14 protein-coding genes are annotated in these 18442 nt (G+C 42.4%); 10 read left to right on the top strand and 4 right to left on the bottom strand.

Translation table 11 applies throughout. From position 1 onward, the window contains the following. Nucleotides 1-353: 353 nt before the first annotated feature. Nucleotides 354-1664: a VapE domain-containing protein gene (locus DXA54_RS10840; protein ID WP_004298019.1), complete on the bottom strand. Its 1311-nt coding sequence runs from the start codon at nucleotides 1662-1664 to the stop codon at nucleotides 354-356. A 309-nt stretch (nucleotides 1665-1973) separates the two neighbouring features. On the opposite strand from DXA54_RS10840, the gene DXA54_RS10835 reads away from it, so the two are divergent. The 8 genes from DXA54_RS10835 (at nucleotide 1974) to DXA54_RS10795 (ending at nucleotide 10718) form a co-directional block, all read left to right on the top strand. Next, the gene (locus tag DXA54_RS10835) at nucleotides 1974-2612 is read left to right on the top strand and encodes an HU family DNA-binding protein (RefSeq protein ID WP_004298017.1); all 639 of its coding nucleotides are present in this window, start codon (nucleotides 1974-1976) and stop codon (nucleotides 2610-2612) included. A gap of 788 nt (nucleotides 2613-3400) precedes the next feature. After that, nucleotides 3401-5287 (top strand): tRNA uridine-5-carboxymethylaminomethyl(34) synthesis enzyme MnmG, encoded by a 1887-nt coding sequence (gene mnmG, locus DXA54_RS10830; RefSeq protein WP_032842845.1) that lies wholly within the window; start codon nucleotides 3401-3403, stop codon nucleotides 5285-5287. 50 nt (nucleotides 5288-5337) lie between these two features. After that, on the top strand, nucleotides 5338-5868 hold the full coding sequence (locus tag DXA54_RS10825) for an adenine phosphoribosyltransferase (protein WP_004296718.1): 531 nt from the start codon (nucleotides 5338-5340) through the stop codon (nucleotides 5866-5868). Between the two features lie 69 nt (nucleotides 5869-5937). Further along, nucleotides 5938-7773 carry an excinuclease ABC subunit UvrC gene (gene uvrC, locus DXA54_RS10820; RefSeq protein ID WP_120079460.1) on the top strand — a complete coding sequence of 612 codons (1836 nt, stop codon included), beginning with the start codon at nucleotides 5938-5940 and terminating at the stop codon, nucleotides 7771-7773. Nucleotides 7774-7943: 170 nt separating this feature from the next. Next, complete coding sequence (dtd, locus tag DXA54_RS10815; protein WP_008023798.1) at nucleotides 7944-8396, top strand: D-aminoacyl-tRNA deacylase; 453 nt, start codon at nucleotides 7944-7946, stop codon at nucleotides 8394-8396. 19 nt (nucleotides 8397-8415) lie between these two features. Further along, nucleotides 8416-8754: a nucleotide pyrophosphohydrolase gene (locus DXA54_RS10810; protein ID WP_004296714.1), complete on the top strand. Its 339-nt coding sequence runs from the start codon at nucleotides 8416-8418 to the stop codon at nucleotides 8752-8754. Beyond that, nucleotides 8741-9643 carry a deoxyribose-phosphate aldolase gene (gene deoC, locus DXA54_RS10805; RefSeq protein ID WP_120079458.1) on the top strand — a complete coding sequence of 301 codons (903 nt, stop codon included), beginning with the start codon at nucleotides 8741-8743 and terminating at the stop codon, nucleotides 9641-9643. The genes DXA54_RS10810 and deoC overlap by 14 nt, the downstream gene beginning before the upstream one ends. A gap of 394 nt (nucleotides 9644-10037) precedes the next feature. After that, nucleotides 10038-10718, top strand: coding sequence for a DUF1266 domain-containing protein (locus DXA54_RS10795; protein WP_004296711.1), 681 nt, complete (start codon nucleotides 10038-10040; stop codon nucleotides 10716-10718). On the opposite strand, the gene DXA54_RS10790 is transcribed toward DXA54_RS10795, so the two are convergent. Further along, on the bottom strand, nucleotides 10719-11693 hold the full coding sequence (locus tag DXA54_RS10790) for a polyprenyl synthetase family protein (protein ID WP_004296710.1): 975 nt from the start codon (nucleotides 11691-11693) through the stop codon (nucleotides 10719-10721). Nucleotides 11694-11781: 88 nt separating this feature from the next. Here DXA54_RS10790 and polA point away from each other — a divergent pair, with 88 nt between their 5' ends. Beyond that, nucleotides 11782-14631, top strand: a complete 2850-nt coding sequence (gene polA, locus DXA54_RS10785) for a DNA polymerase I (RefSeq protein WP_120079456.1) — start codon at nucleotides 11782-11784, stop codon at nucleotides 14629-14631. A gap of 393 nt (nucleotides 14632-15024) precedes the next feature. Continuing rightward, on the top strand, nucleotides 15025-15420 hold the full coding sequence (locus tag DXA54_RS10780; RefSeq protein WP_004296707.1) for a DUF3836 domain-containing protein: 396 nt from the start codon (nucleotides 15025-15027) through the stop codon (nucleotides 15418-15420). An 88-nt stretch (nucleotides 15421-15508) separates the two neighbouring features. Here DXA54_RS10780 and DXA54_RS10775 read toward each other — a convergent pair whose 3' ends face one another. Together DXA54_RS10775 and DXA54_RS10770 are read right to left on the bottom strand one after the other, a co-directional pair. Continuing rightward, a complete protein-coding gene (locus DXA54_RS10775; RefSeq protein WP_004296706.1) occupies nucleotides 15509-16288 on the bottom strand; it encodes a LytR/AlgR family response regulator transcription factor in 780 nt (259 codons plus the stop codon). Beyond that, entirely contained in the window at nucleotides 16285-18336 is a 2052-nt protein-coding gene (locus DXA54_RS10770) for a histidine kinase (protein ID WP_120079454.1), read from the bottom strand. The genes DXA54_RS10775 and DXA54_RS10770 overlap by 4 nt, the downstream gene beginning before the upstream one ends. Nucleotides 18337-18442: the final 106 nt, after the last annotated feature.

Genomic DNA, 18442 nt, shown 5'->3' with positions numbered 1-18442 from the left:
CGAAAAAAGAGAACAAAATTTATAAAAATCACCGTAACTACTTACTTTTGCGATATTTATGAATGCAAATATATTGTTTTTTTTCAGAAACGCAGACCTTGCCGACTTACAAAATAAAAAATAAAACGCAACAGGGCACAAAAGGCGCAAGCTTTAAAGAGGAATATAAAAATAAGAAATACTTCGATTAGTAATAACATTATTTGCAATAAAATCATTACCAATCAAAATATGTTCGGGACTTGATTGTTTACTACTTTCTGATTGCTATGATATATGCTGTCATTCACAGTCGTCACAGAGGCGTAACCATCTTATTCACAGATATCTTATGTGAACAGGTAGTATCATTCTCACTCTTCACAGCCCTTCACTTTCTTCACCAAATACACATTGCCCAATCTCGTATGCTGTCGACTGATACCCGTTGCAGTCAGAATCTGCGCCAATTGGATAGGAGTACAATTACGAAGTACAGCCGGAAACCTCTTTTTCAATTCTTGATGAATGATAGCGGCGGAGAGTGACAGACAATCCGGTTCATCCAACATGGCAGGCGCGTATATGTTGCACACAATGTCTTCTATGGGGTTGACATGATAGTATGCGCTATTATGACGTTGCAAAGCATGTTCTTCCTCCTTGTTGAACCAGTGACGGGCACCTGCAAGCAATTCCTCTTTCAGTTGGGCGTAGATTTGTGAATGTTCAATTCCGGTACAGTCAATATCATGCTCCGCTTCAATGCAGATGAATCTGCGGCTGCCTGTCGGATCGCACAGTAAGTCAGTCCGGTTACTTGTTCCGATGAAAGAGGCGATACGAGGCAGCGACCGGAAATTTTTCTGATAGGCTTTGCAGATGTTGAGGCTGGACATTTGCATCAGATTTTTAAGTAACGGCATCTTTTGTGCTCCGAATTTATCAAATTCGTCCATGTTTAGTAACCCCATCTCGGCTAGGAGACGTTCGGGATTGCCTTGTGCGGTTAGTTTCAGATTATCCGAATAATAACGGGCTAGTTGTGGCGGCATCAGCATACGGCAGAAAGTGGATTTATGGCGTCCCTGTTCTTCGCTGATAAGTATCGGGGCTACGCTGTTTGCTTGTGTTTGATTCACTCCCAGCCATTGGGCGGCAAGTCCGAGCATCCAGGTGTGGAAGCTTTTTATCCATATAGGAGTGTCGGATACTCGCTTCGCCAAGGGCTTCAACCGATCCGTTCCGTCCCAGGCAGGTAGTTCGTTCATATAAAGCCGGAAAGGGTGGTAGCTTTCCACTAGGGTAGAGTAAATGTATCTTTGAAGGTCCTTGTCCCAGCAGTTGATTCCTTCTTTGTGGGCTTCCAGGCAGAAAGTATTCAGTTCTCGCTTGTCTATGCGGCAGAAAGGAATTTCTCGTTGCCCGGAGGGGCGAAATTCGGTTTCTTCGGTGAGTAAGTTGTAGCGGAAGTCATATCGTACTTTCAAAAAGTCAATCACTTGTCGTGTTAGAAGGACGGGGTGTTTATGTACTTCTTGTTTATATGCTTCCTGTTCATCTATTTCTTGCATTTTCGGTACGTTCTTTGAAGTGTTCGGTGAAACGATGACGTTTGACGATTCTTTCATCAATGCTTGTATTCTTTTTGCCAAACGTTTCGAGTTATATTCTAATGTCTTCATATTTTTCTTGTTTTTTAAATGAATAAATGTTGTTTTTTCGACCGGTTGATGCTGCTAAGGTATAACATGAAATATGGGGTTTGCAAGTATTTAACTAAGAAAATATTTATTTTCTTCTGAAACGAAAAACAAGCTTTCCTATGCTGATATATCGTTACTTTGTCGTATCTTTAGTGCTTGTTTAGGAAAAGCCGACTGGAGTTGTCCGGTTGGCTGACAATAGTTGACTGAACAGCCGATTCCAATCGTCCGAATAGCCGATTAAAGTTGTCCTATGATGAAGTTACACATTTAAATTGATAAGAAGTAATGGCTATTGTGTTTGATTGGTATGAAAATCCTAATGCTTCTTCGGAAGAAGAAGCGGCGTTGCATCCGCGTATCTTTATGAATGGAAAAGTGGATACGGATACTCTTTGTTACAAGATTCATGACTACAGTTCGTTGACTGTGGGCGATGTAAAGAATGTGCTTGATAACTTATCGAAGATTCTCGGCGAGTCGTTGCGAGAGGGAAAAGAAGTACATATCGAGGGGATCGGCTATTTTTATCCCACTTTGGCTGCTACGGGGAAAGTGACTCGTAGCACTCCGCATAAGACTAATAAGGTGGCTTTCAAAACTGTCCGATTTCGCCCTGACAGTAATCTGAAAGGACATTTTGTGGGTGTCCGCGCCAATCAGTCCAAGTATGTCCGTCATTCGGAGAAGGTGTCAGAGGTGGAGATTGATATGCTGTTGAAAGAATATTTTGCCGAACATCAGATGATGACCCGCCGTGATTTTCAGGAAGTGTGTGGTTTGGCACGTACTACGGCCAAAACGCATTTGGTACGTTTGCGTGGAGAAGGAAAGCTGGTGAATATCGGTTTGCGCAATCAGCCGATGTATGTGCCTGCTCCCGGTTATTATGGCGTATCCAGAGATGCGGCACATCCTTCACGGTAGTGACTGTGAAGGATGTGAAAGAGGTATTTTCACTCAACGAATCACGTAAAAAGACTGATAAATTGAGACTTATCTCAATGTGAAGAGAATGAACAAAGGGCACAAAAAAAGAGCGAATCATTCCGCTCCACCTTTAAAGAATCCCCATAAATGGGATTCTTCTTTTTCTTCATCTTTCATTTACTCTTTACCTGAAAACGTCTTTTTCCTAATACCTAATCAAAACAATCTTTTTCCTAAAAACTAATCTTAAAATCTAATACCTTAGTTTTATAAACTAATACCTTTTAATTATTACCTTTTTCTAATACCTAAAATATAAGTAGTTTCACAACTACACTGCAAAGGTATAGCTGTTTGCGAAAACAGCAAAAGCCATCATACAAAAAATTACATTCAGACTTATTTTTTTGACTTATGTCAAGACGTAGGGTAGATTTTGAGTGTAAACCTCACGTTTATTTTCACAACAATCCGCATTTTCAACAAATCTTTCCTTTTACTCTCTAGTTGCACTCATAATTGAGCAAGCACACAACTAACAAAAAGAAAGCAAAACAAGGGATTGAAAAGACAAACTATTGCCATTCCATCCCAAAATATACAATCACAAAAGCCAATAAGCGGTCTATTTTCGAACAATCTGCATATTTCTAACCCGAAATTACGGCGTTTTTTTCAGTTAAGCCGGATTCCTCCTCGGATTTTCAGAAGCAAAAACAGCTTGAAGATACAAGTCTCACAACTTTTCTGTAACTTTGCAGCGTTTGATAATAAATAAGATAGGAATGGATTTTAAGTACGACGTAATTGTAATTGGTGCCGGACATGCTGGTTGTGAAGCAGCGGCAGCCGCTGCTAATTTAGGTTCCAAAACTTGTCTCATCACTATGGACATGAACAAGATTGGACAGATGAGTTGCAATCCGGCTGTAGGAGGAATCGCCAAAGGACAAATTGTACGTGAAATAGATGCATTGGGTGGACAGATGGGATTAGTGACAGATGAGACTGCCATTCAATTCCGAATTCTAAACCGCTCGAAAGGTCCAGCCATGTGGAGCCCCCGCGCCCAATGCGACCGGGCTAAGTTCATTTGGTCCTGGCGAGAGAAACTGGAAAATACACCCAACCTTCATATCTGGCAAGATACCGTATGTGAACTGCTCGTAGAAAACGGTGAGGTCACTGGATTGGTCACCGCATGGGGCGTCACCTTCAAAGCGAAATGCATTGTGCTCACCGCAGGAACTTTCCTCAACGGACTGATGCATGTAGGACGTCATAAATTACCGGGAGGAAGAATGGCCGAACCGGCTTCCTATCAGTTGACCGAATCCATCGCCCGCCACGGTATCACCTACGGAAGAATGAAAACCGGTACTCCGGTACGAATTGACGCACGTAGTGTTCATTTTGACCAGATGGAAACACAAGACGGCGAATCGGACTTCCACAAGTTCTCATTCATGAATACTAGCACGCACCACTTAAAGCAACTTCAATGCTGGACATGCTACACTAATGAAGAAGTACACCGGATTCTGCGTGAAGGTTTGCCGGATTCTCCCCTGTTCAACGGACAGATTCAAAGTATCGGGCCACGCTATTGTCCGAGCATCGAAACCAAGATTGTCACTTTCCCGGATAAAGATCAGCACCAGTTATTTCTCGAACCGGAAGGAGAAACGACACAAGAGTTATATCTTAACGGATTCTCTTCTTCGCTTCCGATGGAAATACAAATTGCAGCATTAAAACAAATCCCGGCTTTCAAAGATCTGGTTATCTATCGCCCGGGATACGCTATCGAATATGACTATTTCGATCCGACTCAATTAAAACATACGTTGGAATCGAAGATTATAAAAAACTTGTTCTTTGCCGGACAAGTAAACGGAACCACCGGATACGAGGAAGCAGGAGGACAAGGATTGATAGCCGGTATCAATGCACACATTAACTGCCACGGCGGAGAAGCATTTACTTTGGCTCGCGATGAAGCATATATTGGCGTATTAATCGACGATTTGGTTACCAAAGGTGTGGATGAACCTTACCGTATGTTTACCTCGCGTGCGGAATACCGCATTCTGCTTCGCATGGATGATGCCGATATGCGCTTAACAGAGAAAGCATTTAAGCTTGGGTTGGCAAAAGAAGATCGATATCAGTTAGTAAGAGGCAAGAAAGAAGCCGTGGAACAAATCATTTCTTTCGCGCGCAACTATTCGATGAAACCGGCACTAATCAACAATGCTCTCGAAAAGATAGGGACAACGCCCCTACGTCAAGGTTGTAAGTTGATAGAGATTCTGAACCGCCCGCAAGTGACAATAGAAAATATAGCAGAATATGTTCCGGCGTTTCAACGCGAACTGGAAAAAGCGACGAGTTCGGATCAAGACCGGAAAGAAGAGATTCTCGAAGCTGCCGAAATCCTAATCAAGTATCAAGGATATATTGATAGAGAGAGAATGATAGCTGAAAAACTAGCACGATTGGAGAGTATCAAGATTAAAGGAAAATTTGACTATTCCACCATTCAATCCCTTTCCACCGAAGCTCGGCAAAAGCTGGCAAAGATAAATCCGGAAACAATCGCGCAAGCGAGCAGAATTCCGGGAGTCTCTCCTAGCGACATCAACGTGCTGCTGGTGCTTTCGGGACGATAAGCGGCAACGTTTCACGTGAAACAAAGCATTTAAAGAAACGATATAATTCAATGATTATGAGCAAAGAAACACTAATCAAAAGCATTCGGGAAGTACCCGATTTTCCGATTCCCGGAATCCTGTTCTACGACGTCACTACTCTATTCAAAGATCCATGGTGCTTGCAGGAATTATCCAATATCATGTTCGATATGTATAAGGATAAAGGAATCACCAAAGTAGTGGGTATAGAATCAAGAGGCTTTATTATGGGACCGATTCTGGCAACCCGTCTGAACGCCGGTTTTATTCCAATCCGCAAGCCGGGCAAACTCCCAGCAGAAACGATTGAAGAAAGCTACGATAAGGAGTATGGCAAAGACACGGTGCAAATTCACAAAGATGCACTGGACGAAAACGACGTAATTCTACTACATGATGATTTGCTGGCAACAGGAGGCACCATGAAAGCAGCTTGCGAATTGGTGAAAAGACTAAAGCCTAAAAAGGTATATGTAAACTTCATCATCGAATTGAAAGAACTGAATGGAAAATCTTTGTTCGGAGATGACGTAGAAGTAGAATCGGTATTGTCTTTATAAAGGATTTGCCTCTATTTGCAGAGAATGTGTCAAAAGTAAGCAGCTAGCGATCTTTCGTACCTAACAATTATGAATACAGAACCAGAAAGCAGAGCCAATGAATATTTGAAAGGGATTGTAGCCAACCTTCCCGAGAAACCGGGTATTTACCAATACTTGAACACGGAGGGCACAATTATATACGTTGGAAAGGCTAAAAATCTAAAGAAAAGAGTCTACTCCTACTTCAGCAAAGAGCATGAACCGGGAAAGACACGAGTGCTGGTCAGCAAAATCGCCGATATTCGTTATATTGTAGTCAACACGGAAGAAGATGCGTTATTGCTGGAGAATAATCTGATAAAGAAATATAAGCCGCGCTACAACGTTCTATTAAAGGATGACAAGACATACCCTTCTATTTGCGTACAAAACGAGTATTTTCCCAGAGTTTTCAGAACAAGGAAGATTATCAGGAACGGTTCTTCGTATTATGGACCGTATAGTCACATACCATCCATGTATGCGGTACTGGATCTGATAAAGCATTTATATCCTTTGCGAACTTGCAGTTTAAACCTAACTCCGGAGAATATACGGGCTGGTAAGTTTAACGTATGCCTGGAATATCATATAAAGAACTGCGCAGGACCATGCATCGGGCTACAATCACAGGAGGATTATCTCAAAAACATTGATGAAATCAAAGAGATCCTGAAAGGAAATACACAAGAAATCAGCCGTATGCTACTGGAAAGGATGCAGACATTAGCCGGTGAGATGAAGTTTGAAGAAGCACAGAAGGTGAAAGAGAAATATCTTCTGATAGAAAACTACCGTTCCAAATCGGAGGTAGTAAGCGCTGTATTGCACAACATAGATGTATTTTCTATTGAAGAGGACGAGTCCAATTCCGCTTTCATCAACTATCTGCATATTACAAACGGCGCCATTAACCAGGCGTTTACATTCGAATATAAAAAGAAGCTGAATGAATCAAAAGAGGAGCTTTTGACACTGGGTATTATCGAAATGCGGGAACGCTATAAGAGTCAATCCAGAGAGATTATAGTGCCTTTTGAACTTGATTTGGAGCTAAACAACATCGTATTTACCGTTCCACAGCGGGGAGATAAAAAGAAATTGCTGGATCTTTCGATTCTAAACGTGAAGCAATACAAAGCCGACCGTCTAAAACAGGCGGAAAAGCTGAATCCGGAGCAAAGAAGTATGCGATTAATGAAAGAGATACAGCAAGAGCTGCATCTGGACAGACCGCCTTTGCAAATTGAATGCTTTGACAACTCAAACATACAGGGTTCTGATGCCGTGGCCGCTTGCGTTGTCTTTAAAAAGGCTAAACCCTCAAAGAAGGATTATCGGAAATACAATATAAAGACGGTTGTAGGACCTGACGACTATGCATCCATGAAAGAGGTCGTCAGAAGACGTTATCAGCGCGCTATTGAAGAAAACACCCCTCTACCCGACCTGATTATCACCGATGGTGGAAAGGGCCAAATGGAGGTCGTTAGAGAGGTGGTTGAAGATGAGCTGAACTTAACAATCCCGATTGCCGGACTGGCAAAGGACAATCGCCATCGCACATCGGAACTGCTTTTTGGATTTCCTCCGCAGACTATCGGTATCAAACAGCAAAGCCCGTTATTCCGTTTGCTGACACAGATTCAGGATGAGGTGCACCGCTTTGCCATCAGTTTCCATCGTGATAAACGCAGCAAACGGCAGATAGCATCGGCATTAGACAATATCAAAGGGATTGGAGAAAAGACAAAAACAGCGCTTCTGAAAGAATTTAAGAGCGTAAAACGGATCAAAGAAGCCTCTTTTGAGGAGATTGCCGCTGTGATTGGAGAAGCGAAAGCCAAGACTGTAAAAGAAGGTTTGAATAACGAACAACAATAAGGAAATACGTCAGCCAAGGCGGCACCCAAGATAGCGAATTGACAACAAACAATAACGAATGGTCCTATTGACTACGGAGCGAATTCACAATATTTTCCCATCAACACACCGTTTTCTCTTCTGAATTTTGTAAATTTGCCTTTCCTAATCATGAAATAGAATAAATAACAATGAGAATAGTCATACAACGGGTAAGCCATGCGTCAGTAACCATTGAAGGACACTGCAAGTCGTCCATTGGGAAAGGGATGCTGATATTAGTCGGTATTGAAGAAGCAGACGGGCAGGAAGATATCGACTGGCTCTGCAAGAAGATTGTAAATCTACGTATCTTCGATGATGAGAATGGTGTAATGAACAAATCTATCTTAGAAGATGGAGGTGAGATTCTGGTTATCAGCCAGTTCACGTTACACGCTTCTACCAAGAAGGGAAATCGCCCCTCCTATATCAAAGCTGCCAAGCCAGATGTCTCTATCCCACTCTACGAACAATTCTGCAAAGATTTAAGCGGTGCATTGGGAAAAGAAATAGGCACAGGCATCTTTGGGGCAGACATGAAAGTTGAACTTTTAAACGACGGTCCCGTTACTATATGCATGGATACAAAAAACAAAGAATAATAACCAACCATCAACAATTATGACTCTGGAAGAAGCACAGAAACAAGTGGACCAATGGGTGAAAACATACGGCGTCCGCTACTTCAGCGAGTTGACCAATATGGCAGTTCTCACGGAAGAGGTAGGAGAACTGGCGCGTGTCATGGCCCGCAAATATGGAGATCAATCCTTTAAAGAGGGAGAGAAAGATAATATAGATGAAGAGATAGCAGACGTTTTATGGGTGCTTCTCTGCATTGCCAACCAGACAGGTGTAGACATAACCACTGCTTTCCAGAAAAGCATGGATAAGAAAACGAAACGAGATAATAAAAGACATATCAACAACCCAAAACTGAAAGATCATGGAAGAGAATAACTCACAGCCCAACAAGTACAATGCCGCATTGGCAAAGTATAATACCAATCTGAGCGATGCAGATATTCAAGCTCGCGTAGCTGAATTGATTGAGAAAAAAGTGCCGGAAAACAACACGGAAGATGTTAAGAAGTTCCTGTTCAACTGTATTGATCTGACTACTTTGAATAGTACAGACAGTGACAAAAGTGTGATGCACTTTACCGAAAAAGTCAATCAGTTTGACGACGAATATCCTGATCTGAAAAATGTTGCAGCAATCTGTGTATACCCCAATTTTGCAGCCATCGTTAAGAATACGCTGGAGGTAGACAGAGTCAATATAGCCTGTGTATCAGGAGGTTTCCCCTCTTCACAGACATTTATTGAAGTAAAAGTGGCAGAAACAGCATTAGCAATCGCAGAAGGTGCAGATGAAATAGATATTGTCATTTCCATCGGCAAATTCCTAAGCGGAGACTACGAAGGAATGTGTGAAGAAATACAGGAATTAAAGGAAGTTTGCAAGGAACGCCACCTCAAAGTGATCCTCGAAACTGGTGCACTAAAGAGTGCTTCCAACATCAAGAAAGCCTCTATCCTATCCATGTATTCGGGCGCAGATTTCATCAAGACTTCCACTGGTAAGCAACAGCCTGCCGCTACTCCGGAAGCCGCTTACGTGATGTGTGAAGCCATCAAAGAATACCACCAGAAGACCGGAATCAAGATTGGATTCAAACCGGCAGGTGGCATCAATACCGTTAATGATGCGATTATTTACTACACAATTGTAAAAGAGCTATTGGGTGAAGAATGGCTGGATAATCAACTGTTCCGCCTGGGAACCAGCCGCTTAGCCAACCTCCTTCTTTCTGACATCAAAGGGGAAGAAATCAAGTTCTTCTAAGCTAAAGGCTACATTAGCAATCAAATACGCCTTACCGCGCGATTCCCGTACTCCGGGAACCGACGCGGTATTTTTTATTTAAGAAAATCTAAAGATAGTTACAGGAGAATTCAGAAAAATACTTATCTTTGTAAAAGGTTTAGCGATGAAAATATAGCTAATTAGTTATATTAGAGAACGTTTCATTTATTACCAATTCCTGGAATTCGGCAAAATTCAAAGTTATGAATGGTAATAAGCAAACGGGTCTCACGCACCTTCATGTATATACTTTTGTTATATATCGAATGGAGCGTGGGACTGTTGCTTGTATACTCATAACGGCTTGCCGAAGCCTCAGGAAAATACATGGCAACAGTTCTCACGCTTTTCATGAACCTTTGGAGGTATTAGGATGGACGCATATACAAGAACCTTAAGATTCAATCACAACCCTCTGAACCTCATCCTCGGAGCAGAGAAAAAGAAGGGGCTACGCATCGGTTATATGGAAGCCGGACTGCAAGGCTTCTATCTCAACTCCATAGAGACCGGAATCCATCCGCAAAAGCTATCCAAACTGCTAACAGAGGAGTTTCACTGCACCGATAATGAGTCCGCCACCGGACTATTCCAGTTCCTTATCAACGAAGGCGACAGAGTCTCCTACCAGATTATGCTCCCCTATTTACTCTCTACAGAGAACATCAACGAGTTCGAAAACATCATTCAAAAGCGTTTTTTCGGAGTGGAACGCTTTATCCGTCAAGGAAAGAATCTATACAAATTTGTGAAATATACAGAGGAAAGAAGGGACCCTATTATATGGATAAATGACTTGGAAAAAGGCATTATCGGATGGGATATGGGACTGCTTGTGAGCCTGGCGCGCGCCTCCCAAGCATGTGGTCACATCACCAAAGAGAAAGCCTGGGACTACATAGAGCAAGCCGCCAAATTATGCTCTTTAGATCTTCATACAGCGGAAGAAATAGACAAGAGTTTCCTTTTAGGAAAAGCGATGAAATCGGAAAAGATAGAAGATTGGGACCGGTTATTATTGTGCTATTCACTTCTGGCAAAATACCGGAAGTAACTATTTTTCGCGGTCTACTACGTAATCCAGATAAGCCCGGAGAGCTGCACAGATATCGGAATCCGGCAAAGAAGCCAATAGATTGAAGGCTTTTTGCTTATAGACATTCATAGTCTGAACCGCATATTCAATACCTCCGTTTTCTTTAATAAACGAAATCAAATGAGCTATTTCATCGAGAGTAGCCGTACCCTCCTTTACTTTGATTGCAATTTCTTGCGCTTCCTCGTTTTTCGTCGTATTCAGCACATACAAAGCGGGTAATGTCAGTTTACCTTCAAGCATATCATTACCCGTAGGTTTACCAATTTCCTTATTATCAAAGTAATCGAAAATATCATCTTTTATCTGGAAACAGATACCAATATATTCGCCCAGCAAACGGGCAAGTTCAGCTTCCCCCTCACCCACACCTACCGAGAAAGCGGCAGCCTTTGTGCAGGCAGCAAAAAGAGCAGCAGTTTTCTTGCGGATTACATCAAAATAGACTTCCTCGGAAAAACTGTGATTACTTACATTTGAAAGCTGAAGCAACTCACCGTCAGCAAGATCCTGTCCAAGAGTGGACACCAGCTGAATAATACGATGACTGTTTGTCAGTTCGGCGTGTACGAGGCTGGTTGCCAATAAATAGTCACCCGTCAGCACCGCTACTTTATTATTAAAGATAGCATTTACCGAGAGCTGTCCACGACGTTCGGAACTTTCATCCACTACGTCATCATGTACCAGGCTGGCCGTATGAAGGAGTTCCAGTGAAACAGCCGCATGAAGAGTGGAAGGACATATAGCTCCATAAAGACGTGCCACGAGTAAAACAAGAATAGGCCGCATCATCTTACCATTCCTCTGCCGTATGTGAGATACGACGCTATCGAGCAATGCATTTGAACTGGAGAGAGAACTATCAAAAAGTTCTTTGAAGTCGCCCAGTTCCGCTTCAATCGGAGTTCTGATAAGTGAGATACTGTCCATTTATTACACAATTTGAGCACAAAAGTAATAATAAAACGCTTAATACCGTATTTTTTTGTACTTTTACCATGAATAATTAATTAAATCTATGGATTCAGGTAATAAATTATTTCTTTTAGACGCTTATGCATTGATATATCGGGCGTATTACGCCTTTATTAAGAACCCAAGAATCAATTCCAAAGGATTCAACACTTCAGCCATACTGGGTTTTGTGAACACCCTCGAAGAAGTACTGAAAAAAGAGAATCCCACTCATATAGGAGTAGCCTTCGACCCCGCAGGTCCTACCTTCCGCCACGAGGCTTTTGAACAATATAAAGCACAACGCGAAGAAACTCCGGAAGCAATTCGTCTTTCCGTACCTATTATAAAGGATATTATACGCGCCTACCGCATCCCCATTCTGGAAGTGGCAGGCTACGAAGCCGATGATGTGATAGGTACACTCGCTACCGAAGCCGGTCGCCAGGGTATCACTACCTATATGATGACTCCCGACAAAGATTACGGGCAGCTGGTAAGTGACAAAGTATTTATGTATCGCCCTAAACACACAGGAGGTTTCGAAGTGATGGGCGTTGAGGAAGTGAAAGCCAAGTTTGACATTCAGTCTCCGGTACAGGTGATCGATATGCTCGGACTGATGGGCGACTCTTCGGATAACATCCCCGGATGTCCCGGAGTAGGAGAAAAGACTGCTCAAAAACTAATCTCCGAATTCGGAAGCATCGAAAACCTATTGGAACATACCGACCAACTGAAAGGAGCATTGAAAACAAAAGTGGAAACTAACCGGGAAATGATTACGTTCTCGAAATTTCTCGCCACCATTAAAATCGATGTCCCCATCCAACTTGAAATGGATGCTCTTGTCCGCGAAGAAGCAGACGAAAATTCACTTCGTAGCATTTTCGAGGAATTAGAATTTAGAACACTCATTGACCGGGTGCTCAAAAAAGATATTTCCGGAAACGGAATAACCTCTGCCACCGGAAGCAAAGTTGCCACTGGGAAAAGCGCCCCCTCTCCTCTTCCACTTTTTCCCGAAGAAGGAGGCGGAATGCAAGGCGATTTATTTGCGAATTTCACGCCCGATGAACCGGGTGAAGCAAAAAAATCGAACCTAGAGACGTTAGAATCGCTCACTTATAGCTATCAACTTATTGATACAGAGGAGAAAAGGCAGGAAATTATTCAAAAGTTACTTACATCGAAAATTCTCTCGTTAGATACGGAAACCACCGGAACCGAACCAATGGATGCCGAATTAGTCGGAATGAGCTTTTCGATTGCAGAGAATGAAGCTTTTTATGTTCCCGTACCATCGGACCAAGACGAAGCGTTAAAAATCGTAAATGAGTTCCGTCCGGTCTTCGAAAATGAGAATTCGTTAAAAGTCGGACAAAATATCAAGTACGACATGATTGTTCTTCAAAATTATGGCGCAACAGTAAAAGGTCCACTTTTCGATACGATGATCGCTCATTATGTTCTTCAACCGGAACTTCGTCATGGCATGGATTATCTTGCGGAAATTTACCTGCACTATCAGACTATCCACATTGACGAACTGATAGGTCCCAAAGGAAAGAATCAGAAGAACATGCGCGATCTCGACCCGAAAGATGTATATCTATATGCCTGCGAAGATGCAGACGTAACTCTGAAACTGAAAAATGTATTGGAGAAAGAACTGAAAGAAAATGATGCAGAACGTTTGTTCTATGATATAGAAATGCCACTAGTTCCCGTATTAGTTAATATAGAACGAAACGGAGTATTGCTGGATACGGAAGCATTGAAGCAATCGTCCGCCCATTTCACCGCCCAGATGGAGCAAATCGAAAAAGAGATTTACGAATTAGCCGGTGAAACTTTCAACATCGCTTCGCCCAAGCAAGTCGGTGAGGTACTATTTGACAAACTGAAAATCGTAGAGAAGGCAAAAAAGACTAAGACCGGCCAGTACGTCACCTCGGAAGAAGTGCTCGAAAGCCTCCGGCACAAACATCCGGTAGTAGAAAAGATTCTGGAACATCGCGGACTGAAAAAGCTATTGGGCACGTATATCGACGCACTCCCCCAGCTCATCAATCCACGTACAGGAAGGGTACACACCTCTTTCAACCAGACTGTAACCGCTACAGGACGCCTTAGTTCAAGCAATCCGAATTTACAAAATATCCCTATCCGCGACGAGAACGGAAAAGAAATCCGCAAGGCTTTCATCCCCGATGAAGGCTGCCTCTTCTTCTCTGCCGACTATTCGCAAATTGAGTTGCGCATCATGGCACACCTTAGCGAGGATAAGAATATGATTGATGCTTTCCTTAGCAATCACGATATTCATGCGGCCACTGCTGCCAAAATTTATAAGACCGACCTGAAAGACGTAGGTTCCGACATGCGCCGTAAAGCCAAGACTGCCAACTTCGGTATCATCTATGGCATATCCGTATTTGGTCTTGCCGAACGAATGAATGTAGATCGTAAAGAAGCCAAAGAGTTAATCGACGGTTACTTTGAAACTTATCCGGGAGTGAAAGCATATATGGATAAAAGCATTCAGGTGGCCCAGGAAAAAGGCTATGTGGAAACAATCTTCCATCGGAAGCGCTTCTTACCGGACATCAATTCCCGGAATGCCGTTGTACGCGGATATGCCGAACGAAATGCCATCAACGCCCCTATCCAGGGAAGTGCGGCAGATATTATAAAAGTAGCAATGGCACGTATCTATCAACGGTTTCAGGCCGAAGGAATACAAGCCAAAATGATCCTGCAAGTACATGACGAATTAAATTTCAGCGTTCCTGTCAATGAAAAAGAGCGTGTAGAAGAAATCGTCATCGAAGAAATGGAGAAAGCATACCGCATGCACGTCCCCTTGAAAGCAGATTGCGGATGGGGCAAAAACTGGCTTGAGGCACATTAAACCATCAAGTGAATAAAGACTACCTCAATAAGGAATTGCTATCTTTTAGATACTAATTGCGCTGGGAGACTCCACCTTATCCGGGGCCTCCGCTTACAAAATAAAAGCAAGTATGAGTAATAACATTATTTAACTCTGTATCCAGAAAGCTAGAAAAAAGATTCCTTTTTCAACGAAGTGATTCATTCTATATCCGGCAGATTGACTGCCGGATATTTTTTTGTCACCAATATTGGCAAAAAGCTAGTTACCACCTACCCCCCCCACTCTTGACATTTTGACAATCTTTTATCTTCTAAAACGCATAAATACCAAATTAATATGTAGATTTGCAGCGTAAAATCAATGCATTTGGTAGACAAATGAAAGTATAACCCAAAAACTTAAATAGCCATGAAAGCAAAAGTATCTTTAAAAATGTTCGTTTTATCTGCAGCTCTTCTTGTTGTATCGCTTGCTACTTCTGCACGTAGCTACGATAATCAATTGATTTATAATCCAATCGAAGAGAATGGCATGACAGTGGGACAAACCGTTTACAAAATGGACGGAAATACACTTGCCAACTACATGAAGTACAACTACAAGTACGATGACAACAAACGTATGATTGAAAGCGAAGCCTTGAAATGGAACAATAGCAAGGACGCATGGGAAAAAGACCTACGCATCAATTATACTTATGAAGGCAAGACCGTTACTACGAATTATTATAAATGGAACGCTAAAAAACAAGCCTACGTACTGGTACCCGAAATGACCGTTACGATGGATAATACAAATATGTAACATAAACTCTCTCTCATTCTAATATTCTAACAAAAAGATACGCCGCTTCTGCTGAAGAAGTGGCGTATTTCAATCTATGAGGTCCACATTACAAAACAAAGAAACGCTCTTGTAGTTCTTTTAGATAACTTCGGGAAATAATCAGATCGTTCTTATCATGAAAAGGCGGATAAAGTTGACAGCATTTACCATCAATCATTGCCAGATAATTAACATTTACAATAGCAGATTGGCTAATCTGTACAAAAGCTTGTGAATAACTGATAATATCTTCTGCTTTTGTATTTCGCTTCAAATTCAGACAAGTTTGATTAAACAAGACCACCTGCCATTGACGTTTGTCTTTCAGATATTCAAAAAAGCCGATTTCTTCCAGTCGCAAGAGTTTGAAGCCTGTCACTGTACTAATCATAAACATGCCTTGCTGGGGCATCAATGCACTGATAGAAGAAGCAAAAGAAGGCAAAAGAGGAAGCGAAGTAGAGGTCATAGCCTTCCGGTAACGGTCCATAATTACTTTCAGGTCTTCTGCTTCAAAAGGCTTCAGCAGGAAGTCGAAAGCCGACTCACGCAACGCCTGAAGCAAGTATTTGTCATAAGAGGTGTAAAACACAACCTTCATATCCCACAAAATATCCTCCCTGATTTCACTTAATAGATTGAGTCCCAACGTATCCGGAAGTTCCACATCAAGAAACAATAAGTCCGGATGCAACTCCATAATCATCTTTTTACCTTTTGCACCATTCCCTGCGATTCCTTTTACTTCAAATTCACGATAGGGCTCCAACTCTCGGCGCAAAGCATCAATCGCTGTACGTTCATCGTCAACGATGACTACCTTATACTTTTCTTCTGTCTCCATCATAAATCATAAGAAAAACGAAACGGGATATATACCGACACTTCCGTACCGGTTTGTCCATCGCTTCTGTTGGTTATATTAAAACGTATTTTATCACTCTTGTTCTTTGTATTCAGTAATTGAATGGTCTGATACAACACTTTCAATCCTGTACCAGTACCCCGTGTGGCGGAAACTACCTGCGGGAGATACCCGCGTCCGTTGTCGGTAACCGTTATGCGAATCCCATTTGTTTCACGGGAAACATATACCATTAGCTCCTTTTTTCCGTCCTTTCCCGCCAGTCCATGTTTAATAGCATTCTCCACCGGAACTTGCACAATCATAGATGGAATCATGATGCGGGTTGCATCTAAACCGTCCTCCACCGTGATTGTTGCGACAAAATCTTCTCCGACACGCCCACGTTCCAGTTCGATGTATGTACGGACGAAATCCAGTTCGTCTTGCAAAGATACGCTCAATTTCTCGGTAAGTTCGAGGCTACGACGGAGATATTTCACCAGTTCCATCAGATTATGTTTCACCTCTTCCGAGCCGTTAAACTGATTGATCTCACGTCCCAGTACATTAAAAGTAAAATGAGGAGAAATCCGGCTTCTCAAATTCTCCATGCGGACACGGTTGATTTGCTGGAAGAAACGCTGGCGAAGAAACTCCCTCTTTTTACGCATATACCAGACAACTACCACTACCCCTGCCACAAGCAACACGCAGACAAGTACCCAGATAGATACGTTCAACTTGAGCACTCTCATCTCTGCCGCCTGTCGCTGAATCTTCATTTCCTTACGAAGCACTATCGTATCCTGCCGGTAACGCATATCCAATTCGGCAACACGCATCTGTATCCGTTCGCTCCGGATGGAATCGTCCAGATGGCAATCACGTTTCAGGTATTCATAGGCACGGCGATAATCACCGGTATGCTCAAAATAATGTTGCAGATACTGATTGCGTATAGTCAACATATTGGCGTCAAGATGCCCCACAGGAGCAGTCCGGGCGATCATAGTCTTCGCTTGGGCTATATTACCTTTCTTCAATGCCAGTTCAATCATCTGGGTTTCAATGTAATGAACAGCCGAGTTATGCTGTATATCGGAGAAGAAACGATAACTTTCGTCCAGGCAGATCTGTGCGGAGTCCAGTTTGTCAGTCAGCAAGTACAATTCTCCCAGGTTTACTTTGATAAAGTTCTGTTCAAACACCATCTGCGGATAAGAAGATACGAGTGCATTGGCCCTGCGCATATATTTCAAAGCCTCCTGATAGTTTTTCCGGTAATAATAATGGTTGCCGCGATTGTTGAGATAGGTCCATTGCTCGCTCACGTTCATTTCATCGAAGAACTGCCCGGCCAATTCATAGTAATGATTGGATAAATCGAAATCGCGCAGTTCCATGTAAGTCTGCCCCAATCCGTAGTAGACAGGAAATTTCGTGTGCTCAGACAAGTTCAAAGAATCACAGAGAAACAGGGCGCGCCGGTAATACGAAGCAGTGTGCGCCAAGTCACTGCGATGCAGATAGGCATCAGCTATATTGATACAAATATCCGGAAGCAGGTGTAGTTTTTTTCCTTTCAGGCGATATCCATAGGCTTTCTTATAGTCGATAATTGCAGAATCAGGGCGGTTCAGTTGCATCCATACGTTGCCTTCGATATTATAGACATCGGACAATACATCATTCCATCGTGGAGACTGGAGAGATTCAGAAGATTGGGAAGCATTGCGGGAAAATTCTTTTACCCGGCGGTTGTAATAGAGTATAGAATCAAAATCGGAAGAGACAAAAAATGTTTTCCCGTAAAGGGCGAGCAGACGATAATAAACCAGGGAATCTTGCGTCTGCGTCAGTGCCTCAAGCAGTTGTGAGCGGGAATAATGCACATTGGAAAACAAAGAATCCTGTACACGAACTTCCAGAGAATCAACCAACGCCTGTTCGCATGAAGAGCTATTGCGGTGTCTATCAGCATATCCGCAACTCAACAACATCAACAGCCCCAACAGTCCAAATAGTTTCATAGCAGTCTTCTGATTCATCAGTCCCCTTATTCATGTCATGTTTTGAATGTGACAAAAATACATTATTTATCCTGAATCCCAGCGAATTTTATTATTTTTTTAATACCTTTGTGCCCATATAAAT

This window comes from Bacteroides sp. OF03-11BH (assembly GCF_003604005.1).
GTDB classification, from domain to species: Bacteria; Bacteroidota; Bacteroidia; order Bacteroidales; family Bacteroidaceae; genus Bacteroides; species Bacteroides ovatus.
This window is presented reverse-complemented; position numbering and strand designations above follow the sequence as displayed.

What these genes read in the sequence shown, in the direction of transcription:
- DXA54_RS10810 (WP_004296714.1), top strand. Translation starts at nt 8,416, where the DNA reads ATGACTCTGGAAGAAGCACAGAAACAAGTGGACCAATGGGTGAAAACA.
- DXA54_RS10795 (WP_004296711.1), top strand. Translation starts at nt 10,038, where the DNA reads ATGGACGCATATACAAGAACCTTAAGATTCAATCACAACCCTCTGAAC.
- deoC (WP_120079458.1), top strand. Translation starts at nt 8,741, where the DNA reads ATGGAAGAGAATAACTCACAGCCCAACAAGTACAATGCCGCATTGGCA.
- DXA54_RS10790 (WP_004296710.1), bottom strand. Translation starts at nt 11,693, where the DNA reads ATGGACAGTATCTCACTTATCAGAACTCCGATTGAAGCGGAACTGGGC.
- uvrC (WP_120079460.1), top strand. Translation starts at nt 5,938, where the DNA reads ATGAATACAGAACCAGAAAGCAGAGCCAATGAATATTTGAAAGGGATT.
- DXA54_RS10825 (WP_004296718.1), top strand. Translation starts at nt 5,338, where the DNA reads ATGATTATGAGCAAAGAAACACTAATCAAAAGCATTCGGGAAGTACCC.
- DXA54_RS10835 (WP_004298017.1), top strand. Translation starts at nt 1,974, where the DNA reads ATGGCTATTGTGTTTGATTGGTATGAAAATCCTAATGCTTCTTCGGAA.
- DXA54_RS10770 (WP_120079454.1), bottom strand. Translation starts at nt 18,336, where the DNA reads ATGAATCAGAAGACTGCTATGAAACTATTTGGACTGTTGGGGCTGTTG.
- DXA54_RS10775 (WP_004296706.1), bottom strand. Translation starts at nt 16,288, where the DNA reads ATGATGGAGACAGAAGAAAAGTATAAGGTAGTCATCGTTGACGATGAA.
- polA (WP_120079456.1), top strand. Translation starts at nt 11,782, where the DNA reads ATGGATTCAGGTAATAAATTATTTCTTTTAGACGCTTATGCATTGATA.
- DXA54_RS10780 (WP_004296707.1), top strand. Translation starts at nt 15,025, where the DNA reads ATGAAAGCAAAAGTATCTTTAAAAATGTTCGTTTTATCTGCAGCTCTT.
- dtd (WP_008023798.1), top strand. Translation starts at nt 7,944, where the DNA reads ATGAGAATAGTCATACAACGGGTAAGCCATGCGTCAGTAACCATTGAA.
- mnmG (WP_032842845.1), top strand. Translation starts at nt 3,401, where the DNA reads ATGGATTTTAAGTACGACGTAATTGTAATTGGTGCCGGACATGCTGGT.
- DXA54_RS10840 (WP_004298019.1), bottom strand. Translation starts at nt 1,664, where the DNA reads ATGAAGACATTAGAATATAACTCGAAACGTTTGGCAAAAAGAATACAA.